Annotated in this window: 13 protein-coding genes and 2 tRNA genes; 9 read left to right on the top strand and 6 right to left on the bottom strand. The window is 61.7% G+C overall.

The genetic code is table 11. The features are described from left to right. Positions 1 to 157: 157 nt before the first annotated feature. The 3 genes from HHL24_RS16810 to HHL24_RS16800 all read left to right on the top strand — a co-directional run bounded on the left by HHL24_RS16810 (position 158) and on the right by HHL24_RS16800 (position 2402). Complete coding sequence (locus HHL24_RS16810; protein WP_329606681.1) at positions 158 to 1105, top strand: LysR family transcriptional regulator; 948 nt, start codon at positions 158 to 160, stop codon at positions 1103 to 1105. 176 nt (positions 1106 to 1281) lie between these two features. Beyond that, on the top strand, positions 1282 to 2136 hold the full coding sequence (locus HHL24_RS16805) for an SDR family NAD(P)-dependent oxidoreductase (protein WP_169486564.1): 855 nt from the start codon (positions 1282 to 1284) through the stop codon (positions 2134 to 2136). 17 nt (positions 2137 to 2153) lie between these two features. Beyond that, a complete protein-coding gene (locus HHL24_RS16800) occupies positions 2154 to 2402 on the top strand; it encodes an SMP-30/gluconolactonase/LRE family protein (RefSeq protein ID WP_407947510.1) in 249 nt (82 codons plus the stop codon). Here the strand turns inward: HHL24_RS16800 and HHL24_RS45075 are convergent. The 3 genes from HHL24_RS45075 to HHL24_RS16785 all read right to left on the bottom strand — a co-directional run bounded on the left by HHL24_RS45075 (position 2358) and on the right by HHL24_RS16785 (position 3458). Then, complete coding sequence (locus HHL24_RS45075; protein WP_169486563.1) at positions 2358 to 2555, bottom strand: tautomerase family protein; 198 nt, start codon at positions 2553 to 2555, stop codon at positions 2358 to 2360. The genes HHL24_RS16800 and HHL24_RS45075 overlap by 45 nt on opposite strands. A gap of 223 nt (positions 2556 to 2778) precedes the next feature. Further along, entirely contained in the window at positions 2779 to 2997 is a 219-nt protein-coding gene (locus HHL24_RS16790; RefSeq protein ID WP_206002889.1) for a hypothetical protein, read from the bottom strand. A 128-nt stretch (positions 2998 to 3125) separates the two neighbouring features. Next, positions 3126 to 3458: a periplasmic substrate-binding domain-containing protein gene (locus tag HHL24_RS16785; RefSeq protein ID WP_169486562.1), complete on the bottom strand. Its 333-nt coding sequence runs from the start codon at positions 3456 to 3458 to the stop codon at positions 3126 to 3128. A 769-nt stretch (positions 3459 to 4227) separates the two neighbouring features. Here HHL24_RS16785 and HHL24_RS16780 point away from each other — a divergent pair. The 3 genes from HHL24_RS16780 to HHL24_RS16770 are packed head-to-tail and all read left to right on the top strand — an operon-like array spanning position 4228 to position 7422. Then, positions 4228 to 5283 (top strand): threonine aldolase family protein, encoded by a 1056-nt coding sequence (locus tag HHL24_RS16780; RefSeq protein ID WP_169486561.1) that lies wholly within the window; start codon positions 4228 to 4230, stop codon positions 5281 to 5283. 40 nt (positions 5284 to 5323) lie between these two features. Beyond that, positions 5324 to 6292 (top strand): ABC transporter substrate-binding protein, encoded by a 969-nt coding sequence (locus HHL24_RS16775; protein ID WP_206002888.1) that lies wholly within the window; start codon positions 5324 to 5326, stop codon positions 6290 to 6292. A 38-nt stretch (positions 6293 to 6330) separates the two neighbouring features. Beyond that, positions 6331 to 7422, top strand: a complete 1092-nt coding sequence (locus HHL24_RS16770; RefSeq protein ID WP_169486560.1) for a serine hydrolase domain-containing protein — start codon at positions 6331 to 6333, stop codon at positions 7420 to 7422. Between the two features lie 51 nt (positions 7423 to 7473). Here the strand turns inward: HHL24_RS16770 and HHL24_RS16765 are convergent, their stop codons facing one another. Next, complete coding sequence (locus HHL24_RS16765; RefSeq protein WP_169486559.1) at positions 7474 to 8424, bottom strand: oxidoreductase; 951 nt, start codon at positions 8422 to 8424, stop codon at positions 7474 to 7476. 397 nt (positions 8425 to 8821) lie between these two features. On the opposite strand from HHL24_RS16765, the gene HHL24_RS16760 reads away from it, so the two are divergent. Then, the gene (locus tag HHL24_RS16760; RefSeq protein ID WP_169486558.1) at positions 8822 to 10381 is read left to right on the top strand and encodes a M81 family metallopeptidase; all 1560 of its coding nucleotides are present in this window, start codon (positions 8822 to 8824) and stop codon (positions 10379 to 10381) included. A gap of 108 nt (positions 10382 to 10489) precedes the next feature. Then, on the top strand, positions 10490 to 11833 hold the full coding sequence (locus tag HHL24_RS16755; protein ID WP_169486557.1) for an MFS transporter: 1344 nt from the start codon (positions 10490 to 10492) through the stop codon (positions 11831 to 11833). 111 nt (positions 11834 to 11944) lie between these two features. Here HHL24_RS16755 and HHL24_RS16750 read toward each other — a convergent pair. Both HHL24_RS16750 and HHL24_RS16745 read right to left on the bottom strand, forming a co-directional pair. Beyond that, positions 11945 to 12031, bottom strand: a tRNA-Leu gene (locus tag HHL24_RS16750). Positions 12032 to 12282: 251 nt separating this feature from the next. Beyond that, a tRNA-Leu gene (locus HHL24_RS16745) sits at positions 12283 to 12369 on the bottom strand. 304 nt (positions 12370 to 12673) lie between these two features. On the opposite strand from HHL24_RS16745, the gene rnr reads away from it, so the two are divergent. Next, the gene (gene rnr, locus HHL24_RS16740) at positions 12674 to 15193 is read left to right on the top strand and encodes a ribonuclease R (protein WP_169486556.1); all 2520 of its coding nucleotides are present in this window, start codon (positions 12674 to 12676) and stop codon (positions 15191 to 15193) included. The last annotated feature ends 25 nt before the right edge of the window (positions 15194 to 15218 follow it).

Raw genomic sequence — 15218 nt, 5'->3', positions numbered from 1 at the left:
ATGTATGTTGCGAGGATTCACAGCCGGCGTGCGGTCGTTAAGTCCCATTGCGCCCGCATTTCGTGCCCAGTGTTCCTTGACGTCCACAGACGTCCGACGATAGCGGAGATTGAATTACCATTCCAATAGAAAGATATGATTCAATTGTGCAGTTTTCGTGATTAATCGTCTCTGCAGAAAGAGTGCCAACGTGGATTTGAAGCAGCTGGAACATTTCATGGCGGTCGCAGAAGAGCGGCATTTCACGCGCGCGGCGCGGCGCCTCAACCTTGTGCAGTCCGGATTGTCTGCGTCGATCCGCTCGCTGGAAGAGGACCTGGGCGGACCGTTGTTCAATCGCAGCACGAGGCGCGTCGCCTTGACGCCTGCCGGCGAAGTGCTGTTCGCAGAGGCGCAGCGGGTACTGGCTGCCGCGCGCGACGCGCGGCACGCCGTCACGCAGGTTCACGGGCTCGCACGCGGCCGGCTGAGTATCGGTGCGATTCACGGTCTCGCGCCTTTCGTCGACCTGCCCGCTGCTCTGGGACAGTTTCGGGCCGCGTTCGGTGGGATCGATATCGAATTGACACTGGACGGCTCGCGCGCGTTGATTGACGAGGTGCGGGAAGGGCGCCTCGACCTCGCGTTCACACAGCCGCCGGATACGACGCTCGACGATCTCGGATCGCATATGTTCGCATGCGAAGCAATGGTGGTCGTCTGCGCGGCGCAGCATCGACTTGCGGGCGCCAGCGGGCTGGCGCTGGCCGATCTCATCGACGAAACATTCGCTGACCTGCGCCCGGAGTGGGGCGTGCGGCGGCTCGTCGATCGATCCTTTGCGGCCGCAGGGCTGCAGCGCCGGACCAGCTTCGAAGTCAACGACATGCCAATGTTGCTTGAACTGGCCGCACATGGGCTTGCGATCACCATGGTGCCCGAATCCGTGGTCGCCGCAAGGGGCAGCAACACGCGCGGCGCGCGGATCGCAACGGCGCGCCTGCGCGAAGCCGAGGAGCCATGCTGGGAACTCGCGGCCGTTTTTAAGGGAAGTGCGAGAGAACCGCTCATACCCGTCGCCCGTGCTTTCCTGGACTTGCTCAAATTGCCCGTGGTGGCGACCTGACGCTCGACTGGCGCCGCGCAGCGATACCGCCGCCATGCTTAGGACCGCTTGTCAGCGGGAGCCCGCTCGGTCACGCAAAAAAAATGTTCATGCTAGGATCGCCGCCTCACTGTTTCAACGGATCGGGATCGCAGTCGCTTGTTGGCGCCGCGATTCCAGCACCCACGAGGATTCTGATGACTCATTCTGCCCTGACGCCGGGCGCCGTCGCCGTGATCACCGGCGGCGGCGCCGGCATTGGCCTGGCTGCTGCCAAACGTTTTGCACAGCTTGGGCTGCGCATCTGCATTGCCGACCTTGGCGCCGAGCGCCTCGCGCGGGCGGTGGAGGAAATCGCCGCGCTGAGCGCAAACGGCGCGCAAGATGTCTTCGCGGTCGAGACTGACGTCAGCGTTGCCGACGACGTTCGCCGCCTGCACGCAACCGTCGTCGAACGCTTCGGTGGAACCGATGTGCTGATGAACAATGCCGGCATTCAGCCCGGCAGCGGGATATTCGGTCCAACCGAGAACTGGGAGCGCGTGCTGGGTGTCAACCTGTGGGGCGTGATCCACGGCACGCAGATCTTCGTGCCGGACATGATCAAGCGCGGTCGTCCGGGGCTCGTGATCAACACCGGCTCAAAGCAAGGCATCACAACGCCGCCGGGCGACCCGGCATACAACGTTGCGAAGGCCGGTCTGAAAGCGTTCACCGAGGCGCTGCAGCACGAACTGCGCAACACCGCCGGCAGCCAGATTAGCGCTCATCTGCTGATTCCTGGCTTCGTGTTCACGGAGTTGACACGCAACGGCCGCGTGGAAAAGCCCGCCGGCGCATGGACGCCCGAGCAGACCGTCGATTTCATGTTCGAGCGTCTCGATGCCGGCGATTTCTACATCCTGTGTCCCGACAACGACGTGCCGCGTTCACTCGACGAACTACGCATTCGATGGGCGGCAGGCGATATCGTTGAGAACCGGCCCCCGTTGTCGCGCTGGCATCCGGATTATGCCGGGGCATTCGAAGCGTTTATCAAGCAGCCCCGTTGACTGAAAGGGTCGGCACGATGTGGCAACAAAGTGAAACCTATCCCGATCCCGCAGTGGAAGTGCTCGATCCGCGCTCCCTCAAATACCGGATCACGAACGCGGCGGTCGAGCGGCTTGCGACTGGCATGCGCTTCGGCGAAGGACCGGTGTGGTTCGGCGACCGCCGCTTCCTGCTGTGGAGCGATATTCCGAACAACCGCATCATGCGCTGGGATACGGGTTCAAGGCGTGCGCTGGCGCTCGCTAAACGGAATGCCGCCCCTTGACTTGGAGTCTGGTGAAGACTCCACGATCTGCACGACAACCTGTTCAGCGGCGACACCGAAGCTGTCAACCACAGCTTTGGTAATCCCCGTCATCAGCGCTTTCTTTTGCTCGGGTGAGCGCCCTGCTACTGCGTAAACAACGACTTCTGGCATAATTTTCTCCAACGGGTTGGCAAGGAATGGCAGCGGCAATCATAGCGGCACTGCACGACATCTGCTTAAGCTTGTTCAATAGAAGCGCTGCGTGAATGCTACCGGCCTTCTTCAAGAAATTCCTTCGTGTAGGTGGCCTTAGGGATTCGGTTCATCGATACCTCCATTCCTCAATTGTACGGAGCGTCGGCCGCCACTTTTCCCGGTCCACCTCACGCGCGGCTCATTGCTCGACAGCGGGCGGCATCCGCTCATGCCAGTCAGTCGCCTGCTGATAAGCCTGGCCGATACGCAGCGCCAGCGATTCTTCATATCCACGGCAAACGATTTGCAGCGAACTCGGCAAGCGCTCAGCAGTAAAGCCGTTTGGCAGCGACAGCGCGCACTTATCGAGAAGGTTGACGAAGCGCGTGAGGCGGGTCGGTTGCCCCTGTTGATCCACCTCGTCGAGCGGCAGGCACGGATCCTCGACGAGATGGCCGTCAGTGAAATAGGCCCCCGACAGGCTCGTATAGGCGGCGCTGAACGCCGCGCCTCGGTCTTACTGCACACTGACCAGAATCAGATCAGTCAACCAGGACTGCGCGGGACGAAGCCGTGCACTCGCTTGCTGAACGCGCGCGGGTTCATGTCGTGCACGATGTACAGCCACGGCGGGTCGCCCACCAGACGCTCGTTCGCTGCGCGGTAGGAGGCCTGGATAATTGCCGGGTCCGTTTCGTTGGACAAGGTATCCAGCGCTGTCTCAAACCTGGCGTCCTTCCATTGCTCGAAATTGTTGCCGGCCGGCGGGACATTGGCTGCAGTGATGAAGCGCGCCATCATGCCGATGTCGGTCGTGGGCGCGAGCGAGGGCTGCGCGGGGCCGCCGAGATCGGGCATCTGTTCCAGTATTTTCGACATCAAGCATGTGCATTAAATCAAATGATTGAATTTTGAATGCAATCTATTTGCCATGGGTTTCTGAGCGCCGGCGGAATCGTGCGATGGTCAGTGATAGGGGAGAACCGCGTTGCGCACCAAGCAACGCTTAGCTTATTTGTGGGACGGTTTAAGCACTGCGTGAAAGCGTGAATGCACGGAAGTGCGACGCTTTGCACCATGAATAAGCGTTATAGATGAACAACCGCTAATTTTTCTGACCACTGACGCTGTTTGTCAGACCACCGGCATTTGGACGTCATCATCAAAGCAGACGCTTAGCGTGCGTGCGTAGTTTCCGAGGTTGGAAAGGATCAGGCACATGTGCATTCGGGCGAGAGTTTTGATCATTGAATGCAAAATGCAACATGGCGTGTTAAATTGCAGGTGCCGCGATCCGCGAGACGGACTGACCTCCCGTGGGCATCCGGTCTCCCTCTCACCGAGCTTTGATGTCTAGTCTGGCTGCGGGCAGGCAGCATTGCGTCTGGACAACGGCGCCTATGCCGCCGCGCCCGATCACCGCAAGGATGGATATCCGGTGGGACTCTAGCGGAAACCGGAAGACCCTCTGGCTCGCCGTATCCGGCACGCTGCAGCGCTATTGCCTGTCGCGCTTCTGAGGAAGCGCTGGCGCTGACACATCGGCCAAGCCTGTCAACAGGCGACTGACTGCCATGAGCGCCTGCCGCTCGCGCAGCCGATCGGAGCGGACTCGTCCCTCTGCGACGCGACCAAGAACTGAACGCCTATGAAACCTGATTGCATTGATCTCTACAGCGACACCCAGACCCGGCCGACGCCCGGCATGCGTGCCGCCATGGCACAGGCGGTGGTCGGCGACGAGCAATCCGACGACGACCCGACCACATTGCAACTGTGCGAAACGGTGGCGGATCTGCTGGGCCTGGAAGCCGGCGTGTTCATGCCGTCGGGCACCATGTGCAACCTGGTGGCCATCCTTACCCACACCCGGCCGGGCGACGAACTGATTTGTGACCATCAATCGCACATCTATGGGACAGAAGCGGCGGGTGCCGCCGCGCTTGCCGGCGTGTCGATTTGTGCACTGCCGTCGCCGCACGGCATCTTCGACGTGCAGCAGGTCATCGATGCGATACGGCCAGCTACCCGAACGGCACCGCGTTCGACCCTGCTCACGGCCGAACAGACCACGAACTTTTCCGGCGGCGCCGTCTGGCCCTTGCCGCAACTGCAAGCGGTGCGTGATGCTGCCCACTTGCACGGCCTGAAATGTCATCTCGACGGCGCCCGACTGCTGAACGCGACCGCAGCCACTGGTATCGCCGCCGCAGAATACGCCGCCGGTTGGGATAGCGCGTGGATCGACCTCAGCAAAGGGCTAGGCTGCCCTGTGGGAGCCGTCTTGTGTGGCAGCGCCGACTTTGTGCGTGATGCCTGGCAATGGAAATACCGTTTGGGCGGCGCAATGCGGCAATCCGGCATACTCGCCGCCGCCGGCCTTTATGCGTTGGAGCACCACGTCGAGCAACTCAAGGACGACCATGCGCACGCACAAGCGATCTGGCGCAGGCTGTCGGCCTGCGATCTGTTCCGCTTCGATCCGGCGCGGCCGAGTACAAACATCCTGCGCTTTACCTTCGACCCGGAATCCATCAACGCCGAACGCTTCGCCGAGCGATGCCGGTCCGAAGGTGTGCGGGTGCGTGCGATCGGCGGCAACTTCATTCGCGTCACCACGCATCTTGACGTGACGGCCCAGGATGCGGAGACGGCATCGCAAATCATGTTGTCCGTGGCACGGGCGATGGCCATGCGCGCTTGAGCAAGCCTTGCCGTTACGCATACTCTCCCGGAGAAACCTCATGATGTTGTCGAAGCAATGGTCCGCTGTACTGTCTGCTGTCCTGGCATGCTCGTTCGTCGGGCACGCCTTCGCCGCGGACAAGCAAGTCGTGGTGTCGCAAGGCTTCCAATCGATGCTGTACCTGCCGCTCTATGTCGCGATGGACGGCGGCTTCTTCAAAAAAGCAGGACTTGAGGTCACCAAGCAAACCGCCGGTTCCCCGAGCGCAGCGCTGACCGCCGTGATTTCCGGCAGTTCGGACTTCTCGATGCATGGACCCGAATGGACCGCAATTGCAGCGTCGCGGGGCGCACCCGTCAATGTGATCGCCGACGTGGCGAACGGCGCAGCGGACTGGATCGTCACGACGCAGGACGTCAACTTCAAGTCGGTGAAAGACCTGCAGGGGCAAACAGTGGTATCGGCCATGATGCCGACCACGGGCACGTCGCTCTTTCTGAAACTGCTCAAGGAAAACGGCATGGACCAGAGCAGTGTGAAGCTGGTCCAGGTTCAGCAAGGCACGGAAATCGGACCGTTGTTCGCGGGTCAGGTGAAAGTGGGCGTGATGTCCGAGCCCAACCTCGATCGCGCCGTGGCGCATGGCATGAAGGTCGTGGTCGGCTTCCCGAAACTGTATGGCGACTACACGTTCGCCGCCATTACCGCCCGCAAGAATGTCGACCCGGATGCCGCGCAGCGGCTCGTCAATGGCTTGCAGGAAGCGATCGTGTACATGCAGTCCAATCCCACGGCGGCGGCCGCGATTGCGAAGAAGGAATTCCCGACGCTTGAACCCGCTGTCGTCGATGCTGCCGTGCATCGCATGCTGACGGAAGGTGTCTATCCCAAAGGCGTAGAGGTTTCGAAAGCTGCGTTGCAGACCGCGATGGCAACGCAAATTGCGTTGGGCAATCTGAAGGCCCAACCGGATTACTCGGAATTCGTCGTGCAGAAATACACTCGCCAGGCGATGGCGGCGAAATAATTCGCGGTGCATTCCCTTGATTCATCGACCAGTACGTTATGAAATCCTCAGATTTCCAGCAGGCTGTGCGATTTTCCATCGATAGTGAAACGCACTGGGACCGCGATGTCGACGGTGTGTGGGGTGTACATCCAAACGACCCACCGCCTTGGAACCGGCTGCTCGGCCCCGTGCATGGGCGCGGCCCCGTCTCCGGCGTGATCGCACTCGACGGCCGCACGTTGACGTCCTGGGGTGAGCCCGACCGGCCCGACCTGACGTTTAGCATCGCCAAGACATATCTCGCGCTGCTGGCCGGCGTCGCGCACGATCGCGGCCTGCTGCCCGATGTCGACGAACCTGTGCGCGCTCGCGTACCGGGCATCGGTTTCGACGACGCACACAACGCGAGCGTGACGTGGGCGCATCTGTTGCAACAGACCAGCGAATGGCAAGGCACGTGTTTCGGAATGCCCGACCAGGCCGACCACTATCGCGCCTCGGCATTCGGCAAGGCACCCAATGGCCAGAAAGGGGCGCTGCGGCCGTTGCAAACCTCGGGCACGTACTGGGAATACAACGATGTGCGTATCAACCAGTTCTCGCTCGCGTTGCTGCATCTATTTGGACGCCCATTGCCCGAGGTGTTTCGCGAAGCGATCATGCAGCCGCTTAACGCGAGCGAGAACTGGCAATGGGTCGGCTACGACAACGCGTGGGTGGAGGTGGGCGGGCGGCGTGTTCAGTCCGTGCCGGGCGGCACGCACTGGGGCGGCGGCCTGTCCATCAGTGCCAACGATCAGATCAAGGTGGCACGGCTGTTCGTCGATCAGGGCAAGATCGACGGCCGCCAGATAGTCTCCAGCGAGTGGCTGCAGCGCATGGTCACGCCGTGCGCGATTGCACCGTACTATGGCTATCTTGTCTGGCTCAATCACGAGCGCGCCGTCTTTCCGAGCGTGCCTGCTTCCAGCTATTTCGCAATCGGTGCGGGCAGCTCTTTCACCTGGATCGAACCTCAACGCCGCCTGTCAGTCGTGGTGCGCTGGCTCGACCCGGCGCATGCTGACAAATTTTTCGGGCTGGTGCTCGAGGCAGCCGATGCGATCGCTACGACGAGCGGTGTGGGGTCTCAGGACAAGAACCGCTGACTGGCGTCGACCCTGTTCCTGATCCTCGCTGTCAATATCCGCCGGCCCGTACTACGGCCGCAAGCGTACCTGAGTGAGCTCTTCGCACACTTGCCACAAACGGTCGGCATTCGAAGCGTCCTTTGCCTGCCTGGCGACGCTCGCCTCGCCAATCCTGCTTCCACGTGCCTCCAGAAAGCCTTGCGGACCATAGTAGCCACCGTCGCTGACGTCACGCGAAGTGGCTGTGTAAAGGGTCGGCAGGGCGCCTGCGTAATCGGTGTTCAGCACGGCGCCGATGAAATGACTAAGGAGCGCGCGGGCAGCGCCTGAAATCGCGGAGCGATCCCCGCCCCGAAACAGATTGGTGTTGGCGACGCCAGGGTGAGCGGCGACCGACATAACACGGGAATTCGCAGCCTGCAAACGACGGTCGAGCTCGAACGCAAACATCAGATCCGCGAGCTTCGACTGCCGATAGGACTGCATCGGCGAATACGTCTTTTGGGATTGGAGGTCGTTGAAATCGATCTGTCCGTGCTTGTGTGCGATGGATGCGATCGTGACGATGCGCGGTCGGTCAGGCGAACCAGTCGCAGCGAGTTCGAGAGCGGGCATCAGGAGCGCAGTCAACGCGAAATGACCGAGTACGTTGGTGCCAAATTGCAGCTCGAAGCCGTCGGCAGTCTCGAGCCGTTTCGGCGGCGCCATGACGCCAGCGTTGTTGACCAGAACGTGAATGGGACGTTGCTCGGCGAGCTCACGCTGTGCGAACTGATGTACCGACGCGAGGGATGCGAGATCGAGAATCGCGAGTTCGGCACGAGCGTCGGGTGCGGCGGCGTTCAGACGGGCTAAGGCCTCTTCTCCGCGTTGTTTATCGCGGCACGCAAGTATGACTTGTGCTCCTTTGCGCGCCAGAGTCAATGCGGCCTGGTAGCCAATGCCGCTGTTCGCGCCAGTGATGAGAACTCGCTTGCCGATCTGCGGCGGAATATCGTCTATGGTCCACTGTTTGTTCATATTGCTCCGGGTCAGCATAGTTGTAGTCGGCCTCGAGACTACCACTAGAAAGTCTGGGGCGTCGCGACATGGGAACCGTCCTCGACGGGCAGTCCAGTAGAACGTTTCGATCTGCTGAAGAGAAACTCGCATGATCGGCGATTTCTATCGGTCGATCGGCTCACTTTTGATTATCTCCGATCATTTTTCCCTGCTTACACTTGAATCACCTGATCCACCCGATATGCGGTATGGCCGGAGGAGGTCGCCGCAAGGACGACGATCCGGCGTCGCATTGTGGGGATCTGAAGCGAAGTTCTGCGTCCTCGGGGATACGCTGCGAAGAGCAGACAGCCGCTGCGCTGGACACCGTGGTTAAGGTTCTGGCCGACGCCGCCGGCCTATTGAGGAGGGAGTGATGAAAAGCCCGCGCATTGCCATTCTTGGCTTCGCGATCGAGTCGAACCGGTTTGCGCCGGTTGCCACGCGTGCCGATTTCGTATCGCGTGCTTACCTGCGGGATACCGCGCTGCTCGCTGACGCCAGAAGCGATGCTCCGGTGATGACGCCGGAAATCCCGGCGTTCGTTCGTACGATGGATACGATCCGTCCGTGGACGCCTGTCCCGATCCTCTTTGCCAATGCGGAGTCGGGCGGCCCGGTCGAGCATGAATTCTTCACCGACACGCTGCGCGAGTTCGAACAGCGCTTGCGCGCGGCGTTGCCGCTTGACGCGGTCTATATCTGCGAGCACGGTGCGGCCATCACGACAGAAGAAAACGACCCCGACGGCGTGGTGTTCACGCTCGTGCGCCGCGTGGTCGGAGCCGCAGTCCCGATCGTCGCCACGGTCGACCTGCATGCGAACGTGTCGGACCGGATGGTGGACGCGGTCGACACGCTTGTCTCGTACCGCCGAAATCCTCACACGGACATGGCCGAGCGCGGCGCCGATGCAGCCCGTATCCTCACTGAACTGGTGGACGGCATGCGCACAGCCGTCGCGCATGTGCGGATGCCCGTCTGTGCGCCGCCGACCCAGTTGCTGACGGCCCCGGGAACCGGGCCGTATGCGGAGATGATCCGACGCGCCGAAGCACTCGACGATCCGCGCATCGTGAACGTGTCGATTGTCGGTGGGTTTGCGTTTGCGGACACGCCCAAGAATGGCTTGACGGTACTCGTCACCACGCGCGGCGATGCGCCGCTCGCGGCTCAGATTGCGAACGATCTCGCGTCGTACGCCTGGCAAGAGCGCGCCGCGTTTACGCCGCGGCTCACGCCCGCCGAGGATGCGGTCCGCCTGGCGAAGATAACCAGCGACGATCCTTCGCGCGCGCCCTTGCTCCTTGCCGACGTGGCCGACAATCCAGGCGGCGGTGGGCGCGGCAACACCCCGTTCGTGCTCAAGGCGCTGCTCGAGCACGAAGTTCGCGGTGCGATCCTCGGTGTCGTCACCGACCCCGAGCTGGCGGCAGACGCGCATGCGGCGGGCACCGGGCAAGCGTTCCATGCGCGCTTTAATCGCGCCGAAACCACCGCGTATTCGGAACCGTTCGAGGCGCCGGCCCGTGTGTTGCGCTTGCACGCCGGCAAAGGAGTGGGCCGGCGCGGACAGCTTGCCGGCTGCAGCTTCGACCTCGGGCCGTCGGCCGCACTGCAGGTGGGAGGCGTGACCGTCATCGTCATCAGCAAGCGGCATCAGTGCCATGAGCCGATGTTCTTCGAGATGTTCGGCATCGACATCGCTCGCGCGCGCGTGGTGGTACTGAAGTCGCGCGGGCATTTCAGGGCGGCGTTCGACGAATTCTTTTCTGACGCACAAATCATCAGTGTCGATGCCCCAGGCCTGACCTCGCCAATCCTGTCGCGCTTTGATTTCAAAGGGATGCCGAGACCCGTCGTACCGCTGGACAACATTGCAACGTGGACGCCGAAGGCCCGTACCGTTCTGCCGGGGAGCAACGCGATTGGATGATTTTTGCAACCGGAGCGCCGGCCTGCGGCCGCTTGACGCACAGGCTTTGCCGTGTCGTACCCGCACGGCTTGCGCTGACCGTGCCTCATCACAAGAGAGGACTGTCACATGAACGATACCTTGAACGCGGTACGAATCAAACCGCAGATCACCCGGAAAGTCATCTGGCGCCTCGCGCCACTGCTGATTTTGCTCTACGTCGTCAACCAGATGGACCGAGCCAATGTCGGCTATGCCGCATTGACCATGAATCGCGAGCTCGGCATGTCGGTCTCGCAGTTCGGATTCGCCGCGGGCCTCTTCTACGCGGGCTACATTCTCGTTGCCGTGCCAAGCAACCTGATGCTGGCCAGGTTCGGTGCGCGGATCTGGATGACGCGCATTCTCGTAACGTGGGGCATTGTCGCGTCGCTGACCGCGTTCGTCGACAGCGCGCACACGCTGTACGTACTGCGCTTTCTTCTCGGCGTCGCCGAGTCCGGCTTTTTTCCTGGAATGGTGCTGTATGTCACGTTCTGGCTGCCCCGGCAGGAGCGGGTGTGGCTGATGTCCCTGCTGTTTCTCTCTATCCCGCTGTCGAACATGCTCGGCGCGCCGATTTCGACCTTCGTGATGGAGCATGCGCACCTCTTCGGATGGTCCGGCTGGCGCTCGATGTTCTTCATTGAAGGACTGCCGGCGATCGCGCTAGGTGTCGTCACCTTCGTCTTGATGAAGGACCGACCGGACGATGCCGCATGGTTGACCGTTGACGAGCGCGCAGAACTGAATCGGGCGCTTGCAGCGGAGCGGCAGGAGGCAAACCGCGTGTCGCCGCAAAGCGCGTGGCGTGCGCTGCTGGATCGGCGAGTCCTCACGTTCGGGTTGATCTATTTCGGCATCAATATTGGCGTCGTCGCGCTCTCGTTCTTTCTCCCGCAGATCGTTGCCGAGTTCTCGCGGATGTTTGCTGTCAAGTATTCCGTGTTCCAGATTGGACTGATGACGGCCATTCCGTTTGCGGTGTCGGCAGTCACCATTTTGCTCTGGGGACACTATGCGCGGCGCACAGCTGTCAGCGCGTGGCATGTTGCGATTCCAACCGCGGTGGGTGGCTTATCGTTTGCCGCGGCGCTGTTCCTGTCCTCGCCCTATGAAGTGATGGCGGCCTTTACGCTGGGCGCGGTCGGTGTCTATACGCCGCATGCGTCGTTCTGGCAGTTGCCTCCGCGTTATCTCAGCAATGGGGCTGCCGCGGCGGGTATTGGGCTCATCAACACGATTGGCACGCTCGCGGGTTTTCTCGGACCCTATGCGACCGGCTGGCTGCACGATGTTACGGGCTCCTATCGCGTCCCGATGCTCGGCGTTGCCGCGCTGATGTGCGTGTCTGCAACGACGGTACTGCTCGTCGAACGCACGAGCCGCGGGGCGGCGCCGCTGGTGACTGCGCGCTCGCGCGGTATTCCTTGACGCCGGCCGCGCCAGGGAACTCGGGTTGCGGCGCATTGAAACAAAAAACCCCGTAAGACGTTGATCTTACGGGGTTTCTCGAACTACTTCGGCTTACGCCGGAACAACTGTTGGTGCCCAGGAGAGGACTCGAACCTCCACGGTGTTGCCACCGCTAGGACCTGAACCTAGTGCGTCTACCAATTCCGCCACCTGGGCACGTCTTCAAGCTAGGCCGCTATTTTAGCGTGATGATGCAGCGTGTCAATCCCTACATGCAAATTAACTATCGCTTCATCAATCGCCCGGTTGTGCCATGCAGTGAAGCAAAACTTCGCTGCTGAGTCACCGCGAGTCAACCGTCCTGCCAACCACGGATTCCGATCGAAAAAACCAGAACCGGATCACGTAGCTTCACACAAAAAGTAAAGCCGCCTATGTGAAACATCAGGCGGCTTTACTTTTGAATCTGGTGCCCAAGAGAGGACTCGAACCTCCACAGTGTTGCCACCGCTAGGACCTGAACCTAGTGCGTCTACCAATTTCGCCACCTGGGCAGGTGATGAACAGCAAAGAACGCAATTATAGCGACAGATTCAGGGCTGTCAAGCGTTTCTCAAAAGTCGCTTAAACATCGCCGCAGCGAGCCTGCATGCGGCTCACAGCGACTATTGACGGGCCGCTTGGCGCGCAAGACGGGTGTTAGAATGCCTCGCAGTAGTTCGTTGGCACGGTGCACACGCCCGTCGGACTCAGACTTGAACGAGCCGGACCCGAGCAGTCATTCCAGTGCAATCGCAAGTGCAACTTAAGCGCAACCCAAACGCTTCTTAAGCCGAGCCACATCGCCGACCGACGTCCATGCAACGAGAAAAAATCATCGACAAGCCCTTGAGCAAATTCCCGTATCCGATCCCGAGCCGCGAAGAAATCCTCGGCGTCCTGCGCACGAGTGAAACGCCGCTTGCTGCGAACGACATCGCCGAAGCCCTGTCGATCAAGCGCCAGGAGCGCGAAGGGTTTTTCAAGCGCTTAGGCGCCATGGAGCGCGACGGCCAGATCCGGCTCGATCAGCGCAATCTCTATCAGCTGACCCATCCGTCGAACTTCGTCGGGGGCCGCGTGCAGGGCCATCGTGACGGCTTCGGTTTTCTCATTCGCGACGACGGTCAGGACGATCTGTTCCTGCCCACCGGCGAAATGCAGAAGGTCATGCACAACGATCGCGTGCTTGCGCGCATCGTCGGCTATGACCGCCGTGGCAGGCCGGAAGGGCATATCGTCGAAGTCACGGATCGCGCCAACAAGCGTGTGATCGGCCGCCTGCTCAACGAGAACGGCGCGCTGATCGTCGCGCCTGAAGACAAGCGCATCGGTCACGACATTCTGATCCAGCAGAACACCAAGAAGGCCAAGGTCGGCCAGGTGGTCGTGGTCGAGCTGACCGATTTCCCGAGCCGTCACTCGCAGCCGCTCGGCCGCGTGGTGGAAGTACTCGGCGATATCGACGACCCTGGCATGGAAATCGAAATCGCCGTGCGCAAGTACGGCGTGCCGCACGAATTCGGCCAGGCCGCGCTCGACGAAGCCGCCAAACTGCCCGACGAAGTCCGGCCGGTCGACGCGCGTCATCGCATCGATCTGCGCGACGTGCCGCTCGTCACGATCGACGGTGAAGATGCCCGCGACTTCGACGATGCGGTCTATTGCGAACCGGTTCAGGTCGGTCGCGGCGAAGGCTTCCGCCTGATCGTTGCGATCGCGGACGTCTCGCACTATGTGCATCCGAAGAGCGGGCTCGACGCCGACGCGCTCGAGCGCAGCACCTCGGTGTACTTCCCGCGCCGTGTGATTCCGATGCTGCCGGAAAAGCTGTCGAACGGACTGTGCTCGCTGAATCCGCACGTCGACCGTTGCGTGCTGGTGTGCGACATGATCGTCACCGCGCGTGGCGAAGTGAAGGCGTATCAGTTCTATCCGGGCGTGATCAACTCGGCCGCGCGCCTCACCTACACTGAAGTGGCCGCGGTACTGAAGAACACCAAGGGTCCGGAGGCCGCGCGCCGCGCCGCCTTGCTGCCGCAACTGCAGAATCTGTATGGCGTGTACAAGTCGCTGTTCGCCGCGCGCCAGAAGCGCGGCGCGATCGACTTCGATACGACTGAGACGTACATCGTCTGCAATGCGCAGGGCAAGATCGAACAGATCATTCCGCGCACCCGCAACGACGCACACAAGCTGATCGAGGAATGCATGCTGGCCGCGAACGTCTGCGCGGCCGACTTCCTCAAGCGTAACAAGCACCCGGGTCTGTTCCGCGTGCACGCCGGGCCGACCGCCGAGAAGCTCGAGAATCTGCGCACCTTCCTGCGCGGCATGGGCCTCACGCTCGCCGGCGGCGACAAGCCGCACGCCAGTGATTACGCCGCGCTGATGGCGCAGATTCGCGAGCGGCCGGACGCGCAGATGTTGCAGACCATGCTGCTGCGCTCGATGCAACAGGCTGTCTACAGTCCGGATAACATCGGCCACTTCGGTCTGGCGTATGAGGCTTATGCGCACTTCACGAGCCCGATTCGCCGTTATCCCGACCTGCTCACGCACCGCGCGATCTACGCGATTTTGCAAGGCCGCAAGTATCAGCCGGAGCCGCCGCAGGGCGTCGAATTGAATACGGCGCTGTCGCCGCGCGCCCGCGCAATGCAGCAAGCCGACGAGGAAAAACACGGCGCCCGCAATCGCTCGAAAGACGTGGCGATCTGGGAAGAGCTCGGTCTGCACTGCTCGGCCAACGAACGCCGCGCGGACGAAGCATCGCGCGACGTCGAAGCGTGGCTCAAGTGCTACTTCATGCGCGACAAGCTCGGTGAAGAGTACGGCGGCATGGTGAACGGCGTGACGTCGTTCGGCATTTTCGTGCAGCTCGACTCGCTCTTCATCGAAGGCCTCGTGCACGTCACCGAACTGGGCTCGGACTACTTCCAGTACGACGAGATCAAGAACGAGTTGCGCGGCGAGCGCACCGGCATTCGCTACCGCCTGTCGGATCGCGTGCGGGTGCAGGTGAGCCGCGTCGATCTCGATGCGCGCAAGATCGACTTCCGCCTTGTGCGGGATACGCCGATCAAGCCACCGGCGAGTCGTCCGGCGCTCGCCGACAAGGCATCCGGCGAAAGCGGCGGCGCACGCGTGCGTTCGTTGCCGCCGGTGGACGGTGGGGCAGGCGGCGCGGCGGCGGGCGCGGGTGGACGTCGCAAGAAGGCCGCGCCGGCGCAAACCGCGGCCGTCAAGGAAGCGCGCGCGGCACGCGGCGCGGCGAAGAAGCACGGCGGCGCGCCGGCCAAGTCGGCATCGAAACCGCAGGCCCGCAAGAAGCGCTGAAGTCGTATGACGGCTTGAACCGCGC

It is taken from the genome of Paraburkholderia polaris (assembly GCF_012927345.1).
Lineage (GTDB): Bacteria > Pseudomonadota > Gammaproteobacteria > Burkholderiales > Burkholderiaceae > Paraburkholderia > Paraburkholderia polaris.
The sequence above is the reverse complement of the archived record's forward strand: the minus strand, read 5'-3'. Positions and strand labels throughout refer to the sequence as shown.

Coding starts and splice junctions, on each gene's coding strand:
- HHL24_RS16765 (WP_169486559.1), bottom strand. CDS start 8,424: ATGAACAAACAGTGGACCATAGACGATATTCCGCCGCAGATCGGCAAG.
- HHL24_RS16805 (WP_169486564.1), top strand. CDS start 1,282: ATGACTCATTCTGCCCTGACGCCGGGCGCCGTCGCCGTGATCACCGGC.
- HHL24_RS16780 (WP_169486561.1), top strand. CDS start 4,228: ATGAAACCTGATTGCATTGATCTCTACAGCGACACCCAGACCCGGCCG.
- HHL24_RS16760 (WP_169486558.1), top strand. CDS start 8,822: ATGAAAAGCCCGCGCATTGCCATTCTTGGCTTCGCGATCGAGTCGAAC.
- HHL24_RS45075 (WP_169486563.1), bottom strand. CDS start 2,555: ATGCCAGAAGTCGTTGTTTACGCAGTAGCAGGGCGCTCACCCGAGCAA.
- HHL24_RS16770 (WP_169486560.1), top strand. CDS start 6,331: ATGAAATCCTCAGATTTCCAGCAGGCTGTGCGATTTTCCATCGATAGT.
- HHL24_RS16775 (WP_206002888.1), top strand. CDS start 5,324: ATGATGTTGTCGAAGCAATGGTCCGCTGTACTGTCTGCTGTCCTGGCA.
- HHL24_RS16800 (WP_407947510.1), top strand. CDS start 2,154: ATGTGGCAACAAAGTGAAACCTATCCCGATCCCGCAGTGGAAGTGCTC.
- HHL24_RS16785 (WP_169486562.1), bottom strand. CDS start 3,458: ATGTCGAAAATACTGGAACAGATGCCCGATCTCGGCGGCCCCGCGCAG.
- rnr (WP_169486556.1), top strand. CDS start 12,674: ATGCAACGAGAAAAAATCATCGACAAGCCCTTGAGCAAATTCCCGTAT.
- HHL24_RS16755 (WP_169486557.1), top strand. CDS start 10,490: ATGAACGATACCTTGAACGCGGTACGAATCAAACCGCAGATCACCCGG.